This is a genomic window from Streptomyces sp. NBC_01142 (assembly GCF_026341125.1).
In the GTDB taxonomy this organism is placed as follows: domain Bacteria; phylum Actinomycetota; class Actinomycetes; order Streptomycetales; family Streptomycetaceae; genus Streptomyces.
On sequence record NZ_JAPEOR010000002.1, the window covers coordinates 3,177,970 to 3,199,235 of the forward strand.

At 68.7% G+C, this 21,266-nt stretch carries 20 protein-coding genes and 1 tRNA gene; 8 read left to right on the forward strand and 13 right to left on the reverse strand.

Annotation, left to right across the window (positions count from 1 at the left end; translation table 11 throughout):
- Positions 1-15: 15 nt before the first annotated feature.
- Entirely contained in the window at positions 16-693 is a 678-nt protein-coding gene (locus OG883_RS32145; RefSeq protein WP_266548212.1) for a class E sortase, read from the forward strand.
- Between the two features lie 144 nt (positions 694-837).
- On the opposite strand, the gene pknB is transcribed toward OG883_RS32145, so the two are convergent.
- From pknB to OG883_RS32175, 6 genes are all read right to left on the reverse strand, one after another.
- A complete protein-coding gene (gene pknB / locus OG883_RS32150; protein ID WP_266548215.1) occupies positions 838-2,847 on the reverse strand; it encodes a Stk1 family PASTA domain-containing Ser/Thr kinase in 2,010 nt (669 codons plus the stop codon).
- A gap of 167 nt (positions 2,848-3,014) precedes the next feature.
- Positions 3,015-4,475, reverse strand: coding sequence for a penicillin-binding protein 2 (locus tag OG883_RS32155; RefSeq protein WP_266548218.1), 1,461 nt, complete (start codon positions 4,473-4,475; stop codon positions 3,015-3,017).
- Positions 4,472-5,887, reverse strand: a complete 1,416-nt coding sequence (locus OG883_RS32160) for an FtsW/RodA/SpoVE family cell cycle protein (protein WP_266548221.1) — start codon at positions 5,885-5,887, stop codon at positions 4,472-4,474. The genes OG883_RS32155 and OG883_RS32160 overlap by 4 nt, the downstream gene beginning before the upstream one ends.
- Before the next feature lie 25 nt (positions 5,888-5,912).
- Entirely contained in the window at positions 5,913-7,406 is a 1,494-nt protein-coding gene (locus OG883_RS32165; protein ID WP_266548223.1) for a PP2C family serine/threonine-protein phosphatase, read from the reverse strand.
- A gap of 129 nt (positions 7,407-7,535) precedes the next feature.
- Positions 7,536-8,048, reverse strand: coding sequence for an FHA domain-containing protein (locus OG883_RS32170; protein WP_266548226.1), 513 nt, complete (start codon positions 8,046-8,048; stop codon positions 7,536-7,538).
- Positions 8,049-8,058: 10 nt separating this feature from the next.
- Complete coding sequence (locus tag OG883_RS32175) at positions 8,059-8,916, reverse strand: DUF3662 and FHA domain-containing protein (RefSeq protein WP_266548229.1); 858 nt, start codon at positions 8,914-8,916, stop codon at positions 8,059-8,061.
- A gap of 316 nt (positions 8,917-9,232) precedes the next feature.
- Between OG883_RS32175 and OG883_RS32180 the strand changes: the two genes are divergently transcribed.
- The 3 genes from OG883_RS32180 to OG883_RS32190 all read left to right on the forward strand — a co-directional run bounded on the left by OG883_RS32180 (position 9,233) and on the right by OG883_RS32190 (position 12,145).
- Positions 9,233-9,315, forward strand: a tRNA-Leu gene (locus OG883_RS32180).
- A gap of 425 nt (positions 9,316-9,740) precedes the next feature.
- On the forward strand, positions 9,741-11,348 hold the full coding sequence (locus tag OG883_RS32185; protein ID WP_266549646.1) for a sensor histidine kinase: 1,608 nt from the start codon (positions 9,741-9,743) through the stop codon (positions 11,346-11,348).
- Positions 11,349-11,485: 137 nt separating this feature from the next.
- Positions 11,486-12,145, forward strand: a complete 660-nt coding sequence (locus tag OG883_RS32190; protein ID WP_266549649.1) for a response regulator transcription factor — start codon at positions 11,486-11,488, stop codon at positions 12,143-12,145.
- A 150-nt stretch (positions 12,146-12,295) separates the two neighbouring features.
- Here the strand turns inward: OG883_RS32190 and OG883_RS32195 are convergent, their stop codons facing one another.
- Complete coding sequence (locus OG883_RS32195) at positions 12,296-12,907, reverse strand: FMN-dependent NADH-azoreductase (RefSeq protein WP_266548231.1); 612 nt, start codon at positions 12,905-12,907, stop codon at positions 12,296-12,298.
- A 124-nt stretch (positions 12,908-13,031) separates the two neighbouring features.
- Here OG883_RS32195 and OG883_RS32200 point away from each other — a divergent pair, with 124 nt between their 5' ends.
- The 4 genes from OG883_RS32200 (at position 13,032) to OG883_RS32215 (ending at position 16,256) form a co-directional block, all read left to right on the forward strand.
- A complete protein-coding gene (locus tag OG883_RS32200) occupies positions 13,032-13,388 on the forward strand; it encodes a helix-turn-helix domain-containing protein (RefSeq protein WP_266548234.1) in 357 nt (118 codons plus the stop codon).
- A 95-nt stretch (positions 13,389-13,483) separates the two neighbouring features.
- Positions 13,484-14,950, forward strand: coding sequence for a DUF2252 domain-containing protein (locus OG883_RS32205; RefSeq protein ID WP_266548237.1), 1,467 nt, complete (start codon positions 13,484-13,486; stop codon positions 14,948-14,950).
- 33 nt (positions 14,951-14,983) lie between these two features.
- On the forward strand, positions 14,984-15,829 hold the full coding sequence (locus tag OG883_RS32210; protein WP_266548240.1) for a hypothetical protein: 846 nt from the start codon (positions 14,984-14,986) through the stop codon (positions 15,827-15,829).
- A gap of 82 nt (positions 15,830-15,911) precedes the next feature.
- Positions 15,912-16,256: a rhodanese-like domain-containing protein gene (locus OG883_RS32215; protein WP_266548243.1), complete on the forward strand. Its 345-nt coding sequence runs from the start codon at positions 15,912-15,914 to the stop codon at positions 16,254-16,256.
- A 12-nt stretch (positions 16,257-16,268) separates the two neighbouring features.
- Here the strand turns inward: OG883_RS32215 and OG883_RS32220 are convergent, their stop codons facing one another.
- The 6 genes from OG883_RS32220 to paaA all read right to left on the reverse strand — a co-directional run bounded on the left by OG883_RS32220 (position 16,269) and on the right by paaA (position 21,173).
- Positions 16,269-17,438 carry an acyl-CoA dehydrogenase family protein gene (locus tag OG883_RS32220; protein WP_266548246.1) on the reverse strand — a complete coding sequence of 390 codons (1,170 nt, stop codon included), beginning with the start codon at positions 17,436-17,438 and terminating at the stop codon, positions 16,269-16,271.
- Between the two features lie 132 nt (positions 17,439-17,570).
- Positions 17,571-18,626 (reverse strand): 2Fe-2S iron-sulfur cluster-binding protein, encoded by a 1,056-nt coding sequence (locus OG883_RS32225; RefSeq protein ID WP_266548249.1) that lies wholly within the window; start codon positions 18,624-18,626, stop codon positions 17,571-17,573.
- Positions 18,627-19,211 (reverse strand): 1,2-phenylacetyl-CoA epoxidase subunit PaaD, encoded by a 585-nt coding sequence (paaD, locus tag OG883_RS32230; RefSeq protein WP_266548252.1) that lies wholly within the window; start codon positions 19,209-19,211, stop codon positions 18,627-18,629. It abuts the gene before it with no gap.
- Entirely contained in the window at positions 19,205-19,921 is a 717-nt protein-coding gene (gene paaC / locus OG883_RS32235) for a 1,2-phenylacetyl-CoA epoxidase subunit PaaC (protein WP_266548255.1), read from the reverse strand. Before paaC ends, paaD begins: the two co-directional genes overlap by 7 nt.
- A complete protein-coding gene (gene paaB, locus OG883_RS32240) occupies positions 19,918-20,208 on the reverse strand; it encodes a 1,2-phenylacetyl-CoA epoxidase subunit PaaB (protein WP_254372136.1) in 291 nt (96 codons plus the stop codon). The genes paaC and paaB overlap by 4 nt, the downstream gene beginning before the upstream one ends.
- The gene (paaA, locus tag OG883_RS32245; protein ID WP_266548263.1) at positions 20,205-21,173 is read right to left on the reverse strand and encodes a 1,2-phenylacetyl-CoA epoxidase subunit PaaA; all 969 of its coding nucleotides are present in this window, start codon (positions 21,171-21,173) and stop codon (positions 20,205-20,207) included. Before paaA ends, paaB begins: the two co-directional genes overlap by 4 nt.
- Between the last annotated feature and the right edge of the window lie 93 nt (positions 21,174-21,266).

The window sequence follows — 21,266 nt, forward strand, 5'->3', positions numbered from 1 at the left end:
ACGGGAACAGGTGCAGTGGCACGTGCACGAAGCCGGATCGCCGGCGCCATCAGCGTCTTCGGCGAGCTGCTGATCACCGCAGGTGTGGTGCTGGGGCTCTTCGTCGTCTACTCGCTGTGGTGGACGAACGTTCTTGCCGACCGTGAGGCCGCCAAGCAGGGTGACCGGATGCGCAACGACTGGGCGAACAGCGGTCCTGGCGCGCTCGACACCAAGGACGGTATCGGCTTCCTCCATGTACCCGCCATGAGTGGCGGCGAGGTGCTGGTGAAGCAGGGCACTGACGCCGAGGGCCTCAACAACGGCATCGCCGGCTACTACACCGACCCCATCAAGTCGGCGCTCCCCTGGGAGAAGAAGGGGAACTTCACGCTGGCCGCGCACCGGGACGGGCACGGCGCGAAATTCCACAACATCCACAAGCTCAAGGACGGCGATCCGATCGTCTTCGAGACGCGGGACACCTGGTACGTCTACAAGGTCTACAACAGGCTTCCGGAGACCTCGAAGTACAACGTGGATGTCCTGCAGCCGGTCCCGAAGGAGTCGGGGAAGAAGAAGCCGGGCCGCTACATCACGCTGACGACGTGTACGCCTGTCTACACCTCGGACTACCGGTACATCGTGTGGGGTGAGCTGGAGCGCACGGAGAAGGTCGACAAGGAGCGCACGCTGCCGGCGGAGCTGCGCTAGCCGGCACGTACGGCGCGCACACGCACGGCGCGCACACGCAGCACGGCACGCAGGTGTGTGCGGTACGGACGACGGAAGCCCCGGCACCCTTGGTGGGTGCCGGGGCTTCTCGCTGTGCCGTGTGCGAGAGAGAGCGGAGAAAGATCAGTCGCTGTCCCCGACCGCGCCGCCGATGATTCCGCCGCCGTTCCCGCCGCCGTTCTGACCACCGTTGTTCCCGCCACCACCGAAGGTGGTGAGAGTGATCGTCGTGGTCGCCGGGTCCACCGGTGTGTTGGGCTGCGGGTCCATGGCCGTGACGAGCGCGTTGTCGTCCTGAGAGCTGCCCGGCGCGAACTGGATGTTCGTGAAGCCGTTCTGGGCCAGGATCTGCTTGGCCTCGGCGACGCTCCTGGTCCTGACCTCGGGAACCGGGACCTGTGTCTGCTGCGGGCCCTTGGAGACCTGCAGCGTCACCTGGCTGCCCTTCTCCGCGTTGGAGTTGCCCGTCGGGGACTGCGCGACGACCTCACCCAGCGGCTTTTCCGAGTCGACGTCGACGCGGGCGACCGTGAAGGCGAGTGTTTCGAGCTGGCTCTTGGCGGCGTCGAACTGCTGGCCGACCACGTCGGGCACCTCGCGCGTGGACTTCTTGGCCACCTTGAGGGTGACTTCGGTCTTCTGCTCGGTCCTGGAGTTGCCGTCCGGGCTCTGCGAGATGACCTCGCCGGGCTCCTGCTCGGAGGACTCGACCTCCACGATCTTGACCGTGAAGTCCTTCTTCTCGAGGTTCTCCGTCGCCCGCTCCACCTGCTGACCGACCACGTCGGGGACCTCGACCAGGGGGGCGCCCTCGGAGACGACGACCTCGATGGTCTCGCCTTCCTCCATCTCGCCGCCCTCAGGAGTCTGGCGGCAGATGCTGCCCTTGGCCTCTTCGCAGCGGTCCGTGCCCGACTGGGTGACCTTGACCCGCGCGTTCTCCGCGAGCTTCCGAGCTTCCTGGAAGGGCTTTCCCACGAGTTGCGGCACGGGCACGCTCCCGTTTGCGCCGCCGTCGTTGTCGAAGACCGCCCTGCCGATCAGCACCGCCCCGACCAGCACCAGGATGCCCGCGAGCACCAGCAGAATCGTCGAGGTGTTCGATTTCTTCTGCCGACGGCGGTCCGGACGGTCGTCGTAACCGTCGTAGCCGCCGTCCTCGGGGTTCACCGGTGGGAGCATCGAGGTCTGGCCGGCCGGGTCGGCCTGGCGCAGTGCCGTGGTCGGTCGGTCCTCCGGGGCGTATCCGCCGCCGTAACCGGCCGCGCCCATCGCCGCCGTCGCCGCGACCGGCTGGCCGTCGAGGCAGGCCTCGATGTCCGCGCGCATCTCGTCGGCCGACTGGTAGCGGTAGTCGGGGTCCTTGACCAGGGCCTTCAGGACAATGGCGTCCATTTCGGGCGTGATCTCGGGGTCGAAGTTGCTGGGCGGCTGCGGCTCTTCCCGTACGTGCTGGTAGGCCACCGCCACCGGGGAGTCGCCCACGAAGGGGGGACGGACGGTGAGGAGCTCGTAGAGCAGACAGCCGGTGGAGTACAGGTCGGAGCGCGCATCGACCTGTTCGCCCTTGGCCTGCTCCGGGGAGAGGTACTGGGCGGTGCCGATGACGGCCGCGGTCTGCGTCATCGTCATACCGGAGTCGCCCATCGCACGCGCGATGCCGAAGTCCATGACCTTGACCTGGCCGGTGCGCGTCAGCATGACGTTCGCCGGCTTGATGTCGCGGTGCACGATGCCGTTGCGGTGCGAGTACTCGAGCGCCTGGAGGATGCCGATGGTCATCTCCAGCGTGCGCTCGGGCAGCAGCTTGCGCCCCGAGTGCAGAAGCTCACGCAGAGTGGAGCCGTCGACGTACTCCATCACGATGTACGGGATGGAGATGTTGTCGACGTAGTCCTCGCCGGTGTCGTAGACCGCGACGATCGCCGGGTGGTTGAGCGAGGCGGCCGACTGGGCCTCACGGCGGAACCGGGCCTGGAAGGACGGGTCACGGGCGAGGTCGGCCCGCAGCGTCTTCACGGCGACGGTGCGGCCGAGCCGGGTGTCGTGGGCGAGGTAGACCTCAGCCATGCCACCGCGGCCGAGCACCGAGCCCAGTTCGTACCGGCCGCCGAGGCGACGCGGCTCTTCCATACTGTTCCAGCCCTCTCCGTCAGTCCCGACCGCACCCGTGTGTGTTCCGGCGGTGTGCTGTTCGCGCATACGCTACCGGGCACGCCCGGCCGGATCCGACCGCAACCGTCAGCTGATACCTGACCGGTATAGCAATGTGCAGGTATGGGCGCCGGGCGTGATCCGTGTCACTTCTTGCTGTCGATGACCGCCTGCATCACAGCCTTGGCGATCGGGGCGGCCAGACCACCGCCGGAAATGTCGTCGCGGCTGGCGTCGCTGTCCTCCACGACGACCGCCACGGCGACGGGCGATCCGCTGTCCGTCTTCGCGTACGAGATGAACCACGCATACGGGTTCTTGCTGTTGTTCTCGCCGTGCTGGGCGGTGCCGGTCTTGCCGCCGACCGTGATGCCGTCACCCATCCGAGCGTTGCTGCCGGTGCCGTTCTCGACGACGTTCTCCATCATCTGCTGGAGGAGCTGCGCGTTCTTCGCGGAGAGCGGCTGGCTCATCTCCTCCGGCTCGTTCTGCTTGATGGGGTCCAGGCTGGGCGACTCCAGAGAGTCGATCATGTACGGCTTCATCAGCTTGCCGTCGTTGGCGATCGCGGCGGTGACCATGGCCATCTGGAGGGGAGTGGTGGCGGTGTTGAACTGGCCGATCGAGGACAGCGCGTTGCCGGGGCGGTCCATCTTCGTGTCGTAGACGGAGGCGGCGGAGCGGACCGGTGTGAACTGCTCGGCGTTGAAGCCGAACTTCTCGGCCGTCTCCACCATGTTGTCCCGGCCGACCTTGTCACCGAGCTTGGCGAAGACCGAGTTGCAGGAGACTTTCATCGCGTCGTTCAGGGTGGCGTTCTCGCAGCCCTGCGCGTGGTTGACCATCTTCGTGCGCGTGTTGGGCAGGATGTACGGCTCTTCGGTGTCCGTCGGCGCGTTGATGTCGTCGACCTTGCCGTGCTCGAGGGCCGCTGCCGCGGTGAGCACCTTGAAGGTGGATCCGGGCGGATAGACCTCGCGCAGCGCGCGGTTCAGCTTCGGCTTGTCCTTGTCCCGCTCCAGTGCCAGCCACGCCTTCTCGTCCTTGCCGGAGTAGCCGGCGAAGCTGGCGGGGTCGTACGAAGGGGTGGAGGCGAGCGCGAGGATCTTGCCGGTCTTGGGCTCGATGGCCGCGACGGCACCCTTCTTCGAGCCGAGACGCTCGAAGGCGGCCTTCTGCGCGGCACCGTTGAGGGTGGTGACGACGTTGCCGCCCACCTTCTTCTCCCCGGTGAACATCGCCATCGTGCGGTCGAAGAAGAGCTGGTCGCTGTTGCCGGTGAGGATGCCGTCCTCGATCTTCTCGATCTGGTTGGCGTCGTAGGCCTGCGAGGCGTACCCGGTCACCGGGGCCCACATGGGGCCGTCGACGTAGGTGCGCTTGAACTTGAAGTACGTGTCGTTCGAGTCGACGGAGCCGGTGATGGGCTTGCCGTCGACGATGATGTTGCCGCGCTCGGCGGCGTACCGCTCGATCTGGACCCGCTTGTTCCGCGTGTGCGTATTGAGCGTTTCGGCCTCGACGTACTGCAGCCAGTTGGTGCGCACCAGCAGTGCGAGGACGAGGAGGCCGCAGAAGATCGCGATCCGGCGCAGGGGCTTGTTCACGGTCGGACCACCTGGGTCATCTCGGCGTCGGGGGACGGAGCGGGCGCGGGAGCGGGACGGCGCGCGGTGTCGCTGATACGGATCAGGATGGCGATCAGGGCCCAGTTGGCGAGCACGGACGAACCGCCGTACGCGACGAACGGCATCGTCATACCGGTCAGCGGGATGAGGCCCATCACACCGCCGGCGACCACGAAGACCTGGATGGCGAAGGCGCCCGAGAGGCCGATCGCCAGCAGCTTGCCGAAGGGGTCGCGGGCGGCGAGAGCGGTACGTACGCCGCGCTCCACGATCAGGCCGTAGATCAGCAGGAAGGCCATCATCCCGGCGAGACCGAACTCCTCACCGAAGCTGGAGAGGATGAAGTCGGAGTTGGCGGCGAAGCCGATCAGGTCGGAGTTGCCCTGGCCGAGGCCGGTGCCGAGGACACCGCCGGAACCGAAGGACATCAGGGCCTGGCCGATCTGGTCGCTCTGCTCCCAGGTCTTGTCGGCGAACGGGTTGAGCCAGAACTCCACGCGCTGCTGGACGTGGGGTTCGAAGGTGGCGACGCCGACCGCGCCGACCGCGGACATCACGAGGCCGAAGACGATCCAGCTGGTGCGCTCGGTGGCGACGTACAGCATGATCACGAAGAGGCCGAAGAACAGCAGCGAGGTGCCCAGGTCGGTCTCGAAGACCAGGATGAGGATCGACATCGCCCAGACGACCACGATCGGTCCGAGGTCGCGGCCGCGCGGAAGGTAGAGCCCCATGAAGCGGCGGCTGGCGAGTGCCAGGGCGTCCCGCTTCACCATCAGATAGCCGGAGAAGAAGATCGCGATGATGATCTTCGCGAACTCGCCGGGCTGGATGGTGAAGGGGCCGAGACTGATCCAGATCTTTGCGCCGTTCACCGCCGGGAAGAACACCGGCAGGATCAGCAGGACCAGGGCCACCGCCATCGAGATGTAGGTGTAGCGCTGCAGGATGCGGTGGTCCTTCAGCACCATGAGCACGCCGACGAAAAGGGCGATGCCGATTGCCGAGTACATCAGCTGCTTGGGGGCGTCGGGGCTGAAGGAGCCGGGACCGAACCTGGACTCGATGCGCTCGATCAGTCGCTGGGACTGGTCGAGCCGCCAGATCATCACCAGGCCGAGGCCGTTGAGCAGCGTCGCCAACGGCAGCAGCAGCGGGTCGGCGTACTTGGCGAACCGGCGCACCACGATGTGCGCCACGCCGGCGAGCAGTCCGAGGCCGAGCCCGTACCCGAGCACTCCGGTGGGCAGTTCGCCATCGATGGCGAGACCCACATTGACGTACGCGAACACCGGAATGACAACGGCGAACGCGAGCAGCATCAGCTCGGTGTTGCGACGGCTCGGTGCTTCGATTGCGCCGATCGTAGTGGTGTTGGTGACAACGCTCATGGTGGAGAAGGCCCCCTACGGCCGATTACTGCTTTCCGCAGTTCGAGGCCAGCTTCTGCTCCTCCTCCGAGAGGCTGGGACTCGGAGTGGGAGTAGCTGCGGTCGGCTTGGTCTTGGCATTCTGGGTCGCGGGCTTGCCGATGGCGCCACCGGCCTCGCCCTCGCCGGGCGGCGGAGTGCTCGCACGATCGGCGGCCTCACGGCGCTGCTCGTCCTTCTTGCAGGCGGCCGCCTGGTCGGCGAGCCCGTTGATCTTCTTGCGCGCCGCGCCGAGGCTGTCCTCGGTGATCGTGGCCTCCACCTGCTTGCGCTGGTAGGGCGGGAGGTACTTGAGTTCGATCTCGGGGTGGTCCTCCTCGACCTTCGAGAGCGAGACCCAGGCCAGGTCCTGGCTGATCCCCTGGTAAAGCGCGACGTGCTCGTCGTTGGATCCGACGAAGTACTGGGTCTGGGTCCAGCGGTAACCGCCGTACAGACCGCCGCCGATGACGGCCAGCGCGAGCACGATGTAGAACGATCTCTTCAGCCACTTGCGGCCGCCGGACGGCTTGCTGAAGTCGTCGTCGGTGTATGCCCCGAAGCTGCCTTCGGGCGGCATCCCGCCGTAGCCCGCGCCGTCGCCGCTGCCGGGCGGGCCGAAGCCGCCGGGCTGCGGGGGGACGGGCCGGCCGAGGCCGGCGGCGCGTCCCGCCGGAGTCTGCATGGCGCCGTTGTCGTTCAGCTGGAGCTGGTTCTCGGCGACCGCTCCGACGACGACCGGGGTGTCGTTGAGCTGGGCGGCCAGGGTGTCGTTGGTGTCCGTGTCCAGGACGTCGGCGACGATGCAGGTGATGTTGTCGGGACCGCCGCCGCGCAGGGCAAGCTGGATCAGGTCCTGAATGGTTTCCTGCGGGCCCTGATAGCTGGCGAGGGTCTCCTCCATTGTCTGGTGGGAGACGACGCCCGACAGTCCGTCGGAGCAGATCAGATACCGGTCGCCGGCCCTGACCTCACGGATGGAGAGGTCGGGCTCGACATGGTCGCCACTGCCCAGCGCGCGCATCAGCAGGGAGCGCTGCGGGTGAGTGGTGGCTTCCTCTTCGGTGATCCGGCCCTCGTCGACCAGTCGCTGCACCCAGGTGTGGTCCTGGGTGATCTGGGTCAGTACGCCGTCGCGCAGCAGATAGGCGCGCGAGTCGCCGACGTGCACGAGTCCGAGGCGCTGGCCGGTCCAGAGGAGGGCAGTGAGCGTGGTGCCCATGCCCTCGAGCTGGGGGTCCTCCTCGACCATCAGCCGGAGCTGGTCGTTGGCGCGCTGCACGGCCGTACCGAGCGACGTGAGGATGTCCGAGCCGGGCACGTCGTCGTCGAGCGTGACGAGGGTGGAGATGACCTCCGAGGAGGCCACCTCGCCGGCGGCCTGGCCGCCCATGCCGTCGGCGATGGCCAGGAGGCGGGGGCCGGCGTAGCCGGAGTCCTCGTTACCCTCCCGGATCATGCCCTTGTGCGATCCGGCGGCGAAGCGCAGAGACAGACTCATGCGCACCTCGCCCGTCGGTTCGGGGTACAGCCGGTCTCGAGCCACACTGCCCACCCTCCGGTCGGGAGCCCGTCCCGGTCCGCTGTCGGGACCGCTGCGGCTCGCTCGCTCCGCTCGCTCATTGTCGTACTACTTCCGCAGCTCGATGACGGTCTTGCCGATGCGGATCGGCGCGCCCAGCGGAATCGGTGTCGGGGTGGTGAGTCGGGTCCGGTCGAGATATGTGCCGTTGGTGGACCCGAGATCCTCGACGATCCACTGGCCGTCACGGTCCGGGTAGATCCTGGCATGCCTGCTGGACGCGTAGTCGTCGTCCAGCACGATCGTGGAGTCGTGCGCACGGCCCAGCGTGATCGTCTGGCCCTGCAACGCCACCGTGGTGCCGGTGAGGATGCCTTCGGACACGACGAGTTTGGTCGGCGCCCCGCGGCGCTGGCGGCCCGCGGGCTGCTGGCGCTGTTGCGGTGGTGCCGCTTGCTGGCGCGCCTGCTGCGGACGTGCGTCGGCATTGCGGCGTGAGCCGCGCTGCGTGACGCGCGTACCGAACAGGTCGCTACGGATGACCTGGACGGCCACGATGACGAACAGCCACAGAACAGCCAGGAATCCTAGCCGCATGACCGTAAGGGTCAGCTCTGACATTGCCCCCGCTTCACCCTTCGGCTTGCCGGTAAACGATGGTGGTGCTGCCCACGACGATCCGCGAGCCGTCGCGGAGCGTAGCGCGGGTGGTGTGCTGCCCGTCTACCACGATGCCGTTGGTAGACCCGAGATCCTGGATCGTCGAGGGCGTTCCGGTCCGGATCTCACAGTGCCGGCGCGATACGCCGGGGTCGTCGATCCGCACGTCGGCGTCGGTGCTGCGACCCAGCACCAACGTCGGGCGGGAGATCTGATGGCGGGTGCCGTTGATCTCGATCCAGCGTCGTACTTGGGCGCCCGGCATGGGGCCGGGGCCCGGCGGGCGCCGGTCCGCTGCGGGACTGGGGCGCCGGTCCTGGGACAGGCCGGGCGGCGGGGCCGCCGGCATGGGAGGTGCGCCGGTCGGCGGGTAGCCGTAGCCGCCGCGGGCGCCGCCCTGGGGGGCGGCGGGGGCCGCGGGGCCGGCAGCGGCGCGCTCGGGGGACTGTGACGTACTCGACGCGAGAGTGCGGCTGCGCACCCGGTACAGACCGGTGTCGAGGTCGTCCGCCTTCTCCAGGTGGACCTTGATGGGGCCCATGAAGGTGTAGCGCTGCTGCTTGGCGTAGTCGCGGACCAGGCCGGACAGCTCGTCGCCGAGCTGGCCGGAGTACGGGCTCAGGCGCTCGAAGTCGGGCGCGCTGAGCTCGACGATGAAGTCGTTGGGAACGACCGTTCGCTCGCGGTTCCAGATCGTGGCGTTGTTGTCGCACTCCCGCTGAAGGGCGCCCGCGATCTCGACCGGCTGGACCTCGGACTTGAAGACCTTGGCGAAGGTGCCGTTGACCAGACCTTCGAGACGCTGCTCGAAACGCTTCATGACTCCCATGGGGCACCTCCTCGGTCGTTGCGGTCCTGGTACTGCTTACTGATCGTATCCACGCGTCGGGAAATCGGCTGGTTCCCCTTGTCTGCCCCGTCGATGAGTGTCACCTCTCACACGGATCGTAGAGGCGGCCTCCTGACAGTGTCCCGCACCCGGGGTGCACCCTGGAGGAGTGGGGGGAGGCCGCCTTCCGTTCCCTGTTCGCTCGTCGGCTCCGCGAAACAAATCGGATGTGAATCCACCCTGGGCACCGTGCTAATCTTCCGGATGTCGCCAGGCGCTCACACAAACCAGTGAGAGAGCCCAGCACACCACTCTTGCGCGAGTGGCGGAACGGCAGACGCGCTGGCTTCAGGTGCCAGTGTCCTTCGGGACGTGGGGGTTCAAATCCCCCCTCGCGCACAAGACAGAAGCCCCGTAGGTCATCGACCTACGGGGCTTCTGCGTTGCCCGGGGGCCGCCGCCGGGGTACGGGCGGGGTGGACGGCTGTGGGATGTGCGACTGTGCGACGTTCGTCGCTCCGGGGCGCGACGAAAGTGGGCGGTGGGCGGCGGGTCGCGCTGCCTAGGGTGCGGGCGTGAACGAGTCCGTGAACGAGTCATCGAAGATCCGGGCCGACGGGAACAGCCGGGCGGGGAGGCTCCGCGGACGGAAGTACGGGGTCTGGAACAGGCAGGTCTGGAACGGTCGGGCCCGTGGTGTCCGCGCCCGGAATCACCGTGTCTGGAATCGCTGTGTCTGGAATGTCCGGGCCTGGAATCTCAGAGCCTGTTGGAAGTGGCTGGCGACGCCCGAGCTCTGGACGCCGCGGCGGACCGCCGGCGAGATGGTGCTCGCCCTCGTGCTGGGCCTCATGGCCGCCGGGACCGAGGAACTGCTGGGCAGCGAGGGGCTGCGGCTGGTCGGCGTGGGCGTGGCCGCCGCCGTGCTGTCCCTGCTGCGGCGGCGGATGCCCGCGACGGTGCTGGCGGTCACGGGGGCGCTGACACCCGTTCTGAGCGGGTTCGCTCTGCTGCTGATACTCGTGGGGTGGTCGGCGGGGCGCAGGATCGTGGGCGCCGGGCGGGCGCTGGCGGCGTTCACCGTCGCGTACGCCCTCCTCGTCGGCGTCATGCTCGTGGACGGCTGGTCACAGCAGTCACAGATGACCCAGGTGCTTCTCACCACTCTGTACTTCCTGGCGACGACGGTCGTGCCGGGTCTGGCCAGCCGCTACTGGACACAGCGCCGGACCCTGCTGCATGCCCTGCAGGAGCGCAACGGCCAGCTGCTGCGCGAGCGCGCGATGGTGGCCGGACAGGCGCGTCTGCGTGAGCGGCAGCGGATCGCCCAGGACATGCACGACAGCCTCGGCCATCAGCTTGCGCTGATCTCCGTGCACACCGGAGCCCTGGAGGTGGACCCCGAACTGACCACGCGGCAGCGGGAGGCGGTCGGGGTGTTGCGGGACGCGTCGGTTACCGCGATGCATGAGCTGCGTGAGGTCGTAGGGATCCTGCGGGACGGCGTTGAGGCGCCCGTTCCGGTGGACGAGTCGGGCCGTGCCGCGCGCGGAACGGCCGGTATCGGGGGACTCGTCGAGGCGGCGCGGACGGCGGGGAACACGGTGGAGCTGCGGTGTACGGGCGAGGCGCGGCCACTTGCCGCGGCGGCCGACCATGCGGCGTACCGCATCGTTCAGGAGGCGCTGACCAATGCCTATAAGCACGCTCCCGGCTCGGCGATAGGCGTCGAGCTGAGGTATGAGCCGGACTCTTTCGTTGTCGAGATCGTCAATGGGGCGATGGGGGCGCCGATGCCCGGCGAGGTGGTCAGTGGCGGGCAGGGGCTGACCGGGCTGCGTGAGCGGGCCCGTCTGGTCGGCGGCATGGTGCACGCGGGGCCCGCGGACGGCGGGGGCTTCAGAGTGGCGGGAGTGCTGCCGTACGGGGCTGTCGAGGCGGCGCCGTTCGTTTCTGAGGAGGACGACTTCCGCCAGCAGTTGCCGAAGAGTCCCTTCAGGAACGGGGGTCCGGTCATGGACTGGACCGTCTCCGAGCGGGAGCTGGCGAGGGACGCAAGAACCGGAAGCGGCGGCGGAGTCGCGATGGGGTGCGGGATCGCGCTGGCGGCGGTGCTGGTGCTCGTGGTGGCGGGAGTCTTTGGACTGGTCTTCCTGGTGGGTGCGTTGAACAAGGGGATGATCGAACCTGATGAGTACGAGAGCGTCAGGGTCGGGATGACTGAGGACGAGGTACGCGACCGGCTGCCGAGCGGGGACACCATCACGACGCTCGGACTGCACGGGAAGGGGCCGGCGAAGCCCGAAGGTTCCGATTGTCTGGTGCTGATGTCGACAGATGTGGGAGACAGCGTCGATACCGAGCCGGTGTTCCGGTTCTGTTTCAGGGACGGCAAGCTGATCGAGAAGCAGTCCTACGAAGTCAGCCGGTAGCCGTGGCTGTGGGGGTACATGTGACGGATTCGTCGTCGGGGGCGGGCGGGCCGGGATCCGCGGGTCTGCCCGGATCCGCGGGTCTGCCCGGATCCGCGGGTCTGCCCGGATCCGCGGGTCTGCCGGGATCCGCGGGTCTGCCGGGATCGTCGATCAGGGTCGTGATTGCGGATGACGAGCCCCTCATCAGGGCGGGAATCCGGATGATCCTCACCTCGGACCAGGAGATCGAGGTCGTGGCGGAGGCGGCGAACGGGCGCGAGGCGGTCGATCTGACCCGTTCGCACCATGCCGATGTGGTGCTGCTCGACATTCAGATGCCGGTCATGGACGGGCTCACGGCGCTGGGTGAGCTGCGCAGGGCGGTGCCGGCGGCGCGGGTGATCGTACTGACGACCTTCGGTGAGCGGGAGAACGTACTGCGGGCGCTGGAGTACGGGGGCGCGGGGTTTCTGCTGAAGGACACGGCGCCCGCGGAGCTGATCCGGGCGGTGCGGGCGGCGGCTGCGGGAGATGCGTATCTCTCCCCGGCAGCGACTCGGCACGTGGTGGATCAGCTGGCCTCGGGGCGGGCGGCGGCGCGCAGTGAGGCGGCTCGAGCGCGAGTGGCGGCGCTGAGCGGGCGTGAGCGGGAGGTGCTGGCGCTGCTCGGGGAGGGGCTGTCCAACGCGGACGCCGGGCGACGACTGCATATGAGCGAGGCCACGGTGAAGACGTATGTGAGCCGGATCCTGGCGAAGCTGGAGTGCGAGAACCGGGTGCAGGCGGCCCTGCTGGCGCGCGACGCGGGGCTGTGAGCGATGTTTCACGTGGAACATCGCTCGGTAGCGGGCGGGGCGGAGAGGCGGCACGGAGGAGGGGACGGGCGGGCGGCACGGAGGAGCGGGCGATGAGCCTCCGCTCCTCCGCGTTCCGCTCCTCCTCGGCTTGTGGGCCTTCTGGCCTGCTCAGGCGGCGAAGCGGGCCGCCAGGGCCTTGCCCTTCTGGGCGGCCTCGTCGAACGCCTTGGTGCGGGACGCGTCGGCGAGCGGGATCAGCTCGGCCATCTCGGCCTTGGAGTGGGCCAGCGTCAGCTCGGGGACGATGAAGTCGACCTCGGCGCCAAGCATTCCGGTCAGCACCTTCTCCAGGTAGTTCTGGACGAACTCGAAGTCCTCGCGCGGCGTGCCCGGGGCGTAAGAGCCGCCGCGGCTGGCGACGACGGTGATCGGCGTGCCGGCCACCGGCCCGTCCGGGCCTGCGTTGTGACCGACGACGATCACCTGGTCCAGCCAGGCCTTGAGTGTCGACGGGATCGTGAAGTTGTACATCGGCGCGCCTATCAGGACGGCGTCCGCGGCTTCGAGCTCTGCGGTGAGCTCGGCACGCAGTGCGTCGTCGACGCCCGCGGAGACGGCGGCCATGTCCAGGTGGGGCAGGGGAGCGGCGGCGAGGTCGCGGTAGACGACCGTGCCCTCCGGGTGCTGCTCCTGCCAGGCCTGGACGAAGGCGGCGGTGATGTCGCGGGAGGCCGAACCCTGGGGGAAGACGGCGGAGTCGAGATGCAGCAGCGTGGCCATGGGGTTCTCCAAGTGGGGGCATTGCGTGACCGAGGTCGCGTAGCTGAAATTCCGTATGCACCTATGAATAGCATAGTCACTTATTTTTTGTAAGTCCCTAGCTTTGGCGCAGTAGTCTTGAGGGATGGCGGAACACAGCGAAGCGGCGTGCAAGAAGGTCGACGGAGGCATCACGCGCGTCTTCGAGCTGCTCGGCAAGCGCTGGACCGGGCTGATCGTCTCCGTACTGATGCAGCGCGCGGTGCACTTCGCGGAGCTGCGGAGGGCGATTCCCGGCATCAGCGAGCGCATGCTCTCGGACCGGCTGAGTGAGCTGGGAGCGGCGGGACTGGTCGTGCGGGAGGTCGACGAAGGACCGCCGCTGCGGGTTGCATACCGGCTGACCGAGGCAGGGGCGGCGATGGAACCCGCGCTCAAGGAGCTGGCGCTGTGGGCGGAGACCTATCTGGCGAAGGCGGGCGTCGACGAGGGCGGCTGCTGACGTTATCCACAGGGGGAGACGGTTGTCGGCCAGCGGCTGTACGGTCGTCGGCAGTTGATGTTGATGCTGTACGACGACGGGGGAGGCGGTGCGTCATGGGCGAGGCTGAGGTGGTGCCGGTGGAGCGGCCCGAGTCCGGCGGAAGCGGGAGCGGTGGGCGCATTCCCGTAGTGCCGGGCTTCGCACGCTGTACGGCTGGTGCGCGCTCCCCCAAGGACGAGGGGAAGGCGCTGCGCGACCGGGTGCCCCGGTCTTCGCACGACTCGCTGGTGCTGGCGGTGGCCCGGCCCGACGCGGTCCAGGCCGTCGAGGAGTCGAGCCGCGGACGGGTGCCCGAGCTGACGCCGATACGGGTGGGCCGGATGGCCGCCACGCCCTTCGCCTTTCTGCGCGGCGCCGCCGGATTGATGGCCCACGACCTGGTGGGCACGCCGGTCACCGGGGTGAGCGCACAGATCTGCGGTGATGCGCACGCGGCGAACTTCGGGCTGTACGGCGATGCGCGCGGTCGCCTCGTCATGGATCTGAACGACTTCGACGAAACCGTCGTCGGCCCGTGGGAGTGGGACGTCAAGCGGCTCGCGGTCTCGCTGGTGCTGGCGGGACGAGTCGTGGGTGCCGACGAAACCGTCTGCCGGGCGGCCGCGTTCGACGCCATGGGCGCCTACCGGCGCACCATGCGGCTACTGGCGAAGCAGTCGGCGTTGGACGCGTGGAACGCCATCGCCGACGAGGAGCTCGTTTCCCACGCGGACGCGCGCGATCTGCTCGGCACGCTGGAGCGGGTGTCGGCGAAGGCCCGCAACAACACCAGTGCGCGCTTCGCCGCCAAGGCGACGGAGCCCGTGTCCGATGACGGCTCCACGGGCGGCGCAGGGGGGCGACGCTTCGTGGACGCGCCGCCGGTGCTGCGGCGGGTGCCGGATGCGGAGGCGGCGGCTGTCGCCGCCTCGCTCGGGGAGTATCTGCGCACGGTGTCGGAGGACCGGCTGCCGCTGCTCGCGCGGCACACGATCGAGGATGTGGCGTTCCGGGTGGTGGGGACCGGGAGCGTCGGGACCCGGTCGTATGTGGTGCTGCTGCTCGACCACCGGGGCGCTGCGCTGGTGCTCCAGGTGAAGGAGGCGCGGGCCTCGGCGTTGCTGCCGTATCTCGCGGCTGCCGGATTCCGGGTGCCGGAGGTGGAGCACGAGGGCCGCCGGGTGGTGTTCGGCCAGAAGCGGATGCAGGTGGTCAGTGACATTCTGCTGGGCTGGACGACGGTCGAGGGACGGCCTTTCCAGGTGCGGCAGTTCAGGAACCGCAAGGGCAGTGTGGATCCGGTCGCGCTCGAGCCCGACCAGCTCGACGACTACGGGCGGATGACCGGCGCGCTGCTGGCCAGGGCGCATGCGCACAGCGTGGACCCTCGGCTGCTCGCCGGATACTGCGGCAAGAGCGAGGAGCTGGACGAGGCGGTGGCGAGCTTCGCCATGACGTATGCGGACCGTACGGAAGCGGACCACACGGAGTTGCTTTCGGCGATCAAGAACGGGCGGATAGCCGCTGAGCTGGGGGTGTGACGGGGTGCTTCCCCACGCCCGTAGGCTGGTCGGGTGACCCAGGATACAGCCGGGGGCCCGACGACCCGGAACGACGAAGAGCAGGACGAGCAGCCGCAGCACGACGCCAGGCCCGGGGCCCGGCTCGAGAAGGCGGTGCGCGCGGCCGAGCAGGCGCTGATCGAGTTCGAGATCGCGCTGGAGACGTTCCGGGTGGAGGTGGAGAACTTCTCCCGGCTGCATCACCAGAGACTCGGCCCGATGTACGCGCGACTGGACGAGCTGGATGCCCAGATCGCCGAGGCCCGGGCCACCCGTAGCGGTGACCCGGAGGACCTGTGCAAGGCGCAGGAGGCGCGGGCCATGGTGATGCCGATGCCCGGCGTCGACGAGTTGTTCCACGACTGGATGGACTCCGACGGCCTGTCCCCCGAGGCCGCCGCGATGCTCAGCAACCAGCCCGTCAGGGCGCCGAAGCGGGTGCGTCCGAGTGAAGAGGCGCGCAAGCTCTACCGAGAGCTGGCCCGCAAGGCGCATCCGGACCTGGCCCAGGACGAGACCGAGCGGGCACGGCGCGACGAGTTCATCACGCGGGTGAACGCCGCATACGGGCTCGGGGACACGAAGATGCTGCGGGAGCTGGCCGAGGAGTGGGCTGCCGGACCGGTTCCTCCTGAGCAGCGGCTCAGCGAGAACGAAGAGCTCTACGCCCGGCTCGAGTGGCTGTCGCAGCGTAAGGAACTGCTGACCGTGGTCGCCAAGGAGCTGGAGGAGAGTGCGATCGGAGCGATGCTGCGGATGGCGCCCGATGACCCTGACCGGCTGCTGGAGGAGATTGCCGAGCAGTTGCTGGCCCAGGTCGCCGAGCGTGAGACGGAACTGTCCGGACTGGTGCAGTAGGTTTCTGAGGTTCCTCGGGGCAGTCAGGTTCGTCAGGAATCCCGAGTAGCCGGCGATGTACGTACGAGAGAAGGCATGACCCATGAATTTCGCCCCGCTGCCCTCGGTGGAAGCCGCGGCGGTACCGTCCGACGGCCTCGTGCTGGACGTCCGGGAGGACAACGAGTGGGCGGCCGGTCATGTCGAGGGTGCGCTGCACGTCCCGATGAGCGACTTCGTGGCCCGTTTCGGTGAGGTGACCGAGGCGCTGGCCGACGGAGGCCGGGCCTATGTGATGTGCCGGGTCGGCGGCCGGTCCGCGCAGGTCACCCAGTATCTGGTGCAGCAGGGCATCGACGCCGTGAACATCGACGGCGGCATGCTTGCCTGGGACGGCGCCGGGCGTGCGATGGTCACCGAGACCGGCAGCCCCGCTTTCGTCCTGTGAGCAGTTGAGCCGCTAGCCGAGGGGATGGGCGGCCAGCAGGTCGCCCAGGGCCTCCTCGTGGGCCGCGGCCGGGCCGAGCGAGAGCTCGAGCTGCTTGGCCCACGCGTGGTAGCGGTGCAGCGGGTAGTCGGTGTCCGCGCCGAAGCCACCGTGCAGATGCTGCGCGGTCTGGACGACGCGGCGTACACCTTCCGAGGCCCAGATCTTCGCCACCGCGATATCGCCGGCCACGGGCAGTGGACCTCCGACACCCGCGACCTCCGGCGACGGGGACAGCCGCCAGGCTGCCTGCCAGAGAGTGGCTTCCATCGCGCGAAGATCGATGTAGCGGTCGGCGGCCTGGACGGCGACGGCCTGGAAGGTCGCCACCGGGAAGCCGAACTGCTCGCGTTTGCCCGTGTAGTCGCTCGTCATGGAGAGCACACGCTCGCCGAGCCCGAGCGCGAGCGCGCAGGTCCCGGTGGCCAGAAGCTGGCGCAGCCACTCCCAGGCGCCCTCGGCGTCGATCACCTCGCGGCTGTCGATCCGCACGGAATCCAGGCCGACTTCGGCAAAGCGCTCGCCGCTCGTGGAGATCTGCTCGGCGAGGGCAAGACCTTGATGGTCCCGGGGGACAAGAGCGAACACGGCACGGCCCTCCCCGGTGTGCGCCGGCACGGCGATAAGGTCCGCGGACTGGGCCCAGGGCACGCCCGTCTGCACGCCGTCGAGAATCCAGCAGTCCCCCTCCCCACCCCCGTGCTCGGTGTCTCGGCGCGCGGTGACGGCAAGTTCGGCCGGGTCGTGGCCGGTGCGACCGTTGGCCCCGATGGTGAGCGTCAGTTCACCGCGGCCGATCCGGGGGAGGAGCTCGGCGCTCAACCCATCGCTGCCGTATCGCTCCACGGCCATGGCGACCGCGCTCGTCTCCAGCAGTGGCACCCGCGCCAGCACCTTCGCGGACTCGCGCAGCACCAGGCAGAGGGCGATGGGGTCGAGGCCGGCACCGCCGTGCTCGGGTGACAGAACCAGGCTCAGCAGATCGGCGTCCGCGAGCCTGGCCCACAGCGGCCGGTCGAATCCCTCGGCCACCGCGCCGGGGGTGAGCGCGGGGCTCGGCACTCCGTCGGGTGCGACGCCCGAGAAGATTGCCTTCGCGGCCTCGACGGCCGCCTGCTGCTCCTCGGTGAAGGTGAAGTCCACAGCCCTGTCCTCCCACACGCACCGGCTCTGCCTCAATCCGTATCTGACGGACCGTCAAGATAGAACATGTTCTTGAAAAAGAACACAGTCTGCGCGGAGAGGAAGGGGGTGGGGGCGCACTCTCCCCGGTCGTCAGCGGTCGAAGTCCAACTCCACTTCCGCTGTGGCCGGATGGGACTGACAGGCCAGCACATAGCCCGCCTCGGTCTCCTCCGGCTCCAGCGCGAAATTGCGGTCCATACGCACCTCGCCGGAGACCAGGAACGCCCTGCAGGTGCCGCACACGCCGCCCTTGCACGCGTACGGCGCGTCGGAGCGGCTCCGCAGCACCGTCTCCAGCAGCGATTCCCCTTCCTGCACCGGCCACTTGCCGGACCGACCGTCAAGAGTCGCGGTGAGGGAGGCATGGGCCGGTGCGGTCACCTGCGCGGGGCCGGGCGCCGAACCGTCGTCTACATGGAAGATCTCCTGGTGGATACGGCTCCGGTCCACCCCCAGCCCATGCAGCGCCCGCTCGGCGCCCTGCACCAGGCCGAAGGGGCCACAGAGGAACCAGCCGTCCACATCCGCCACCGGAAGCAGGGCCGGCAGCAGTCCGGCAAGCCGCTCCTGGTCCAGCCGTCCGGACGGCAGGCCCGACTGCTGTTCCTCCCGGGAAAGCGCGGTGACCAGCTGGAAGCGGTCCGGGAAGCGGTCCTTGAGATCGGCGACCTCGTCAAGGAACATTGTCGAGGCCGCGGTGCGGTCGCTTCGTATCAGACAGAACCGGGCCTCCGGCTCTCGCGCCAGCAGCGTTGCCGCCATGGACAGCACGGGGGTGATGCCGCTTCCGCCGACGATCGCCGCGAAGTACCCGGGACGCGGCGCAAGAAGGAACCGGCCCATGGGAGGCATCACCTCGACGGTGTCGCCGACGGAGAGCTCTTTGAGCGCGAACGTGGAGAACTCGCCGCCGTCGACCAGCCTGATGCCCACGCGCAGCACAGGATCCTTCTCGGTCGGGGAGGCCGGGGTGCAGATCGAGTAGGTGCGGCGGATCTCCTCGCCCCCCACGAGTCGGCGCAGGGCCAGGTGCTGGCCGGGGGTGTGGCGAAAGGTCTCGCGCAGCTCGGGCGGCACCTGGAAGGTGACGGCCACCGAGTCGTCCGTGAGCTGCTCGACCCTGCTCACCCGGAGCGGATGGAACATCTACAACTCCTTGAAGTGGTCGAAGGGTTCGCGGCAGGAGACACAGCGGCGCAGGGCCTTGCAGGCGGTGGACGAGAACCTGCTCAGCAGCTCGGTGTCGGTCGAGCCGCAGTGCGGGCAGCGCACGGAGAGCGTGAGCGGCACCGTCCCCTGGTCGGAGTGCGGTCGGGGCGGGGCTATCCCGAACTCGGCGAGCTTGCGCCGTCCTTCCGCGCTGATGTCGTCCGTCGACCAGGCCGGGGAGAGGACCCTGACGACCGAGACGTCCGGTATGCCGTGGTCGTGCAGCACCTGCTCGATATCCGAGGTCATGGCCTCGATCGCCGGGCAGCCTGTGTATGTGGGGGTCAGCTCAACCTCGACCCTGCCGGGCCCGAGCACCTGTACTCCGCGGAGCACACCGAGCTCCTCCAGCGTCAGGACCGGCAGCTCCGGGTCGGGCACAGAGCCGGCGAGCCTGCGCAGTTCCGCCTCGAGCCGCGTCTCGGCCTCGTGCCGGGTCGGGGAGGCGTGCCGCGTCCCGGGCTCGGCAACGGTCGTGTCAGCCGGGCTGCCAGCGACATCCGTCAGGTCGGTGGTCACCATGACGCCCCCGGGTGGCTGCGGTGCAGATGCTGCATCTCGGCCAGCATCCGCCCGAACGACTCGGTGTGCAGGCCCTGCCGCCCCGCCCCCGCCGACCATCCACCGGACCGCGGGCCTCCGGGCACGGTCAGCGTCGCCCGCTCCAGCACGGTGGTGACGGTCTCCAGCCAGCCGCTCTGCAGCGCCTGCCAGTCGATGTCCACTCCTTCGACAGGCTGGAACATTTCGCCGGTGAACCGCCACAGCGCGTCGCAGGCCCGCTGCATCCGCTCGTGGCTCTCGGCAGTGCCGTCGCCGAGCCGCATGGTCCAGTGCTCGGCGTGGTCCTGGTGGTACGCGACTTCCTTGACGGCCTTGGCCGCGAGCCCGGCGAACTCGGTGTCGCCTACCGCCAGCCGGCTGTACAGCAGCCGCTGATAGACGGAGAAGTACAGCTGGCGGGCGATGGTGTGTGCGAAGTCGCCGTTCTCCTGCTCGACCAGCTGGAGATTGCGGAAGGCGCGCTCCTCGCGCAGATACGCCAGCTCGTCCTCGTCGCCGACGAGGGAGAGCAGCACCCGCGCCTGACCCAGCAGGTCCAGCGCGATGTTGGCGAGTGCGACCTCCTCCTCCAGCACGGGCGCATGGCCCGCCCACTCCCCCAGCCGGTGCGAGAGCACGAGCGCGTCGTCGCCGAGGGCGAGTGCCGCGGCATTGGCTGTCGTGGTCACAGGTGCTTCACCCCTTCCGGGATCTCGTAGAAGGTCGGGTGCCGGTAGGGCTTGTCGCCGGCCGGCTCGAAGAACGAGTCCTTCTCGTCGGGCGAGGACGCCGTGATCGCTGTGGAGGGCACCACCCAGATCGAGACGCCTTCGTTCCGCCGGGTGTAGAGATCCCGGGCGTTCCGCAGGGCCATCTCGGCGTCCGGGGCGTGGAGACTTCCCGCGTGGGTGTGCGACAGACCACGGCGCGAGCGCACGAAGACCTCCCACAGCGGCCAGTCGGTCGAACTGCTCATGCCGTCGCCTCCCCGGGCTTCGCGTGCTGCTCTGTTCGGTGCTTCGTGGCGTACGCCGCGGCCGCGTCCCGGACCCAGGCGCCCTCTTCGTGCGCCTCGCGGCGCTGGGTGAGCCGCTGGTCGTTGCACGGGCCGTTGCCCTTGAGGACGTCCTGGAACTCGGCCCAGTCGATTGCGCCGAAGTCGTGGTGGCCCCGCTCCTCGTTCCACCGCAGATCCGGGTCCGGGAGCGTGAGCCCCAGAGCTTCGGCCTGCGGGACGCAGATGTCCACGAAGCGCTGGCGCAGCTCGTCGTTGGAGTGCCGCTTGATCTTCCAGGCCATGGACTGCGCCGAGTGCGACGACTCGTCGTCCGGTGGGCCGAACATCATCAGCGACGGCCACCACCAGCGGTCCACGGCGTCCTGCGCCATCTCGTGCTGGGCGGGCGTCCCACGGGAGAGAGTGAGCAGCAGCTCGTACCCCTGCCGCTGGTGGAAGGACTCCTCCTTGCAGATCCGGACCATCGCGCGGGCATACGGCCCATAGGAGCAGCGGCAGAGCGGCACCTGGTTGGTGATCGCCGCGCCGTCCACCAGCCAGCCGATCGCGCCGACGTCGGCCCAGGTCAGCGTCGGGTAGTTGAAGATCGAGGAGTACCTCTGGCGGCCGGCGTGGAGCTTGTCGAGCAACTCGTCGCGGCCTGTGCCCAGTGTCTCGGCGGCGCTGTACAGGTACAGCCCGTGGCCGGCTTCGTCCTGCACCTTGGCCATCAGGATCGCCTTGCGCCGCAGCGAGGGCGCACGCGTGATCCAGTTTGCCTCGGGCTGCATGCCGATGATTTCGGAGTGCGCGTGCTGCGCCATCTGGCGCACCAGCGTCGCCCTGTATGCGTCGGGCATCCAGTCGCGTGGCTCGATGCGCTCGTCGGCGGCCACGGCGGCGTCAAAAACCGCCTCGTACGTATCCGCAGTCACTGCCGTCATCCGGGCCCCCTACCGACCGATCGTTCGGTTCATTGACTTCAATGGTGAGTCGACGGCCCGTAGGGTGTCAACCCTGTGGATAACTGAGGTGGA

Excerpts from the sequence above, each read along its gene's own strand:
- OG883_RS32225 (WP_266548249.1), bottom strand. The coding sequence starts at position 18,626 with ATGTTCCATCCGCTCCGGGTGAGCAGGGTCGAGCAGCTCACGGACGAC.
- pknB (WP_266548215.1), bottom strand. The coding sequence starts at position 2,847 with ATGGAAGAGCCGCGTCGCCTCGGCGGCCGGTACGAACTGGGCTCGGTG.
- paaA (WP_266548263.1), bottom strand. The coding sequence starts at position 21,173 with ATGACGGCAGTGACTGCGGATACGTACGAGGCGGTTTTTGACGCCGCC.
- OG883_RS32165 (WP_266548223.1), bottom strand. The coding sequence starts at position 7,406 with ATGAGTCTGTCTCTGCGCTTCGCCGCCGGATCGCACAAGGGCATGATC.
- OG883_RS32215 (WP_266548243.1), top strand. The coding sequence starts at position 15,912 with ATGAATTTCGCCCCGCTGCCCTCGGTGGAAGCCGCGGCGGTACCGTCC.
- OG883_RS32175 (WP_266548229.1), bottom strand. The coding sequence starts at position 8,916 with ATGGGAGTCATGAAGCGTTTCGAGCAGCGTCTCGAAGGTCTGGTCAAC.
- paaB (WP_254372136.1), bottom strand. The coding sequence starts at position 20,208 with ATGAGCAGTTCGACCGACTGGCCGCTGTGGGAGGTCTTCGTGCGCTCG.
- OG883_RS32200 (WP_266548234.1), top strand. The coding sequence starts at position 13,032 with ATGGCGGAACACAGCGAAGCGGCGTGCAAGAAGGTCGACGGAGGCATC.
- OG883_RS32160 (WP_266548221.1), bottom strand. The coding sequence starts at position 5,887 with ATGAGCGTTGTCACCAACACCACTACGATCGGCGCAATCGAAGCACCG.
- paaD (WP_266548252.1), bottom strand. The coding sequence starts at position 19,211 with ATGGTGACCACCGACCTGACGGATGTCGCTGGCAGCCCGGCTGACACG.
- OG883_RS32170 (WP_266548226.1), bottom strand. The coding sequence starts at position 8,048 with ATGTCAGAGCTGACCCTTACGGTCATGCGGCTAGGATTCCTGGCTGTT.
- OG883_RS32205 (WP_266548237.1), top strand. The coding sequence starts at position 13,484 with ATGGGCGAGGCTGAGGTGGTGCCGGTGGAGCGGCCCGAGTCCGGCGGA.
- OG883_RS32195 (WP_266548231.1), bottom strand. The coding sequence starts at position 12,907 with ATGGCCACGCTGCTGCATCTCGACTCCGCCGTCTTCCCCCAGGGTTCG.
- OG883_RS32185 (WP_266549646.1), top strand. The coding sequence starts at position 9,741 with ATGGTGCTCGCCCTCGTGCTGGGCCTCATGGCCGCCGGGACCGAGGAA.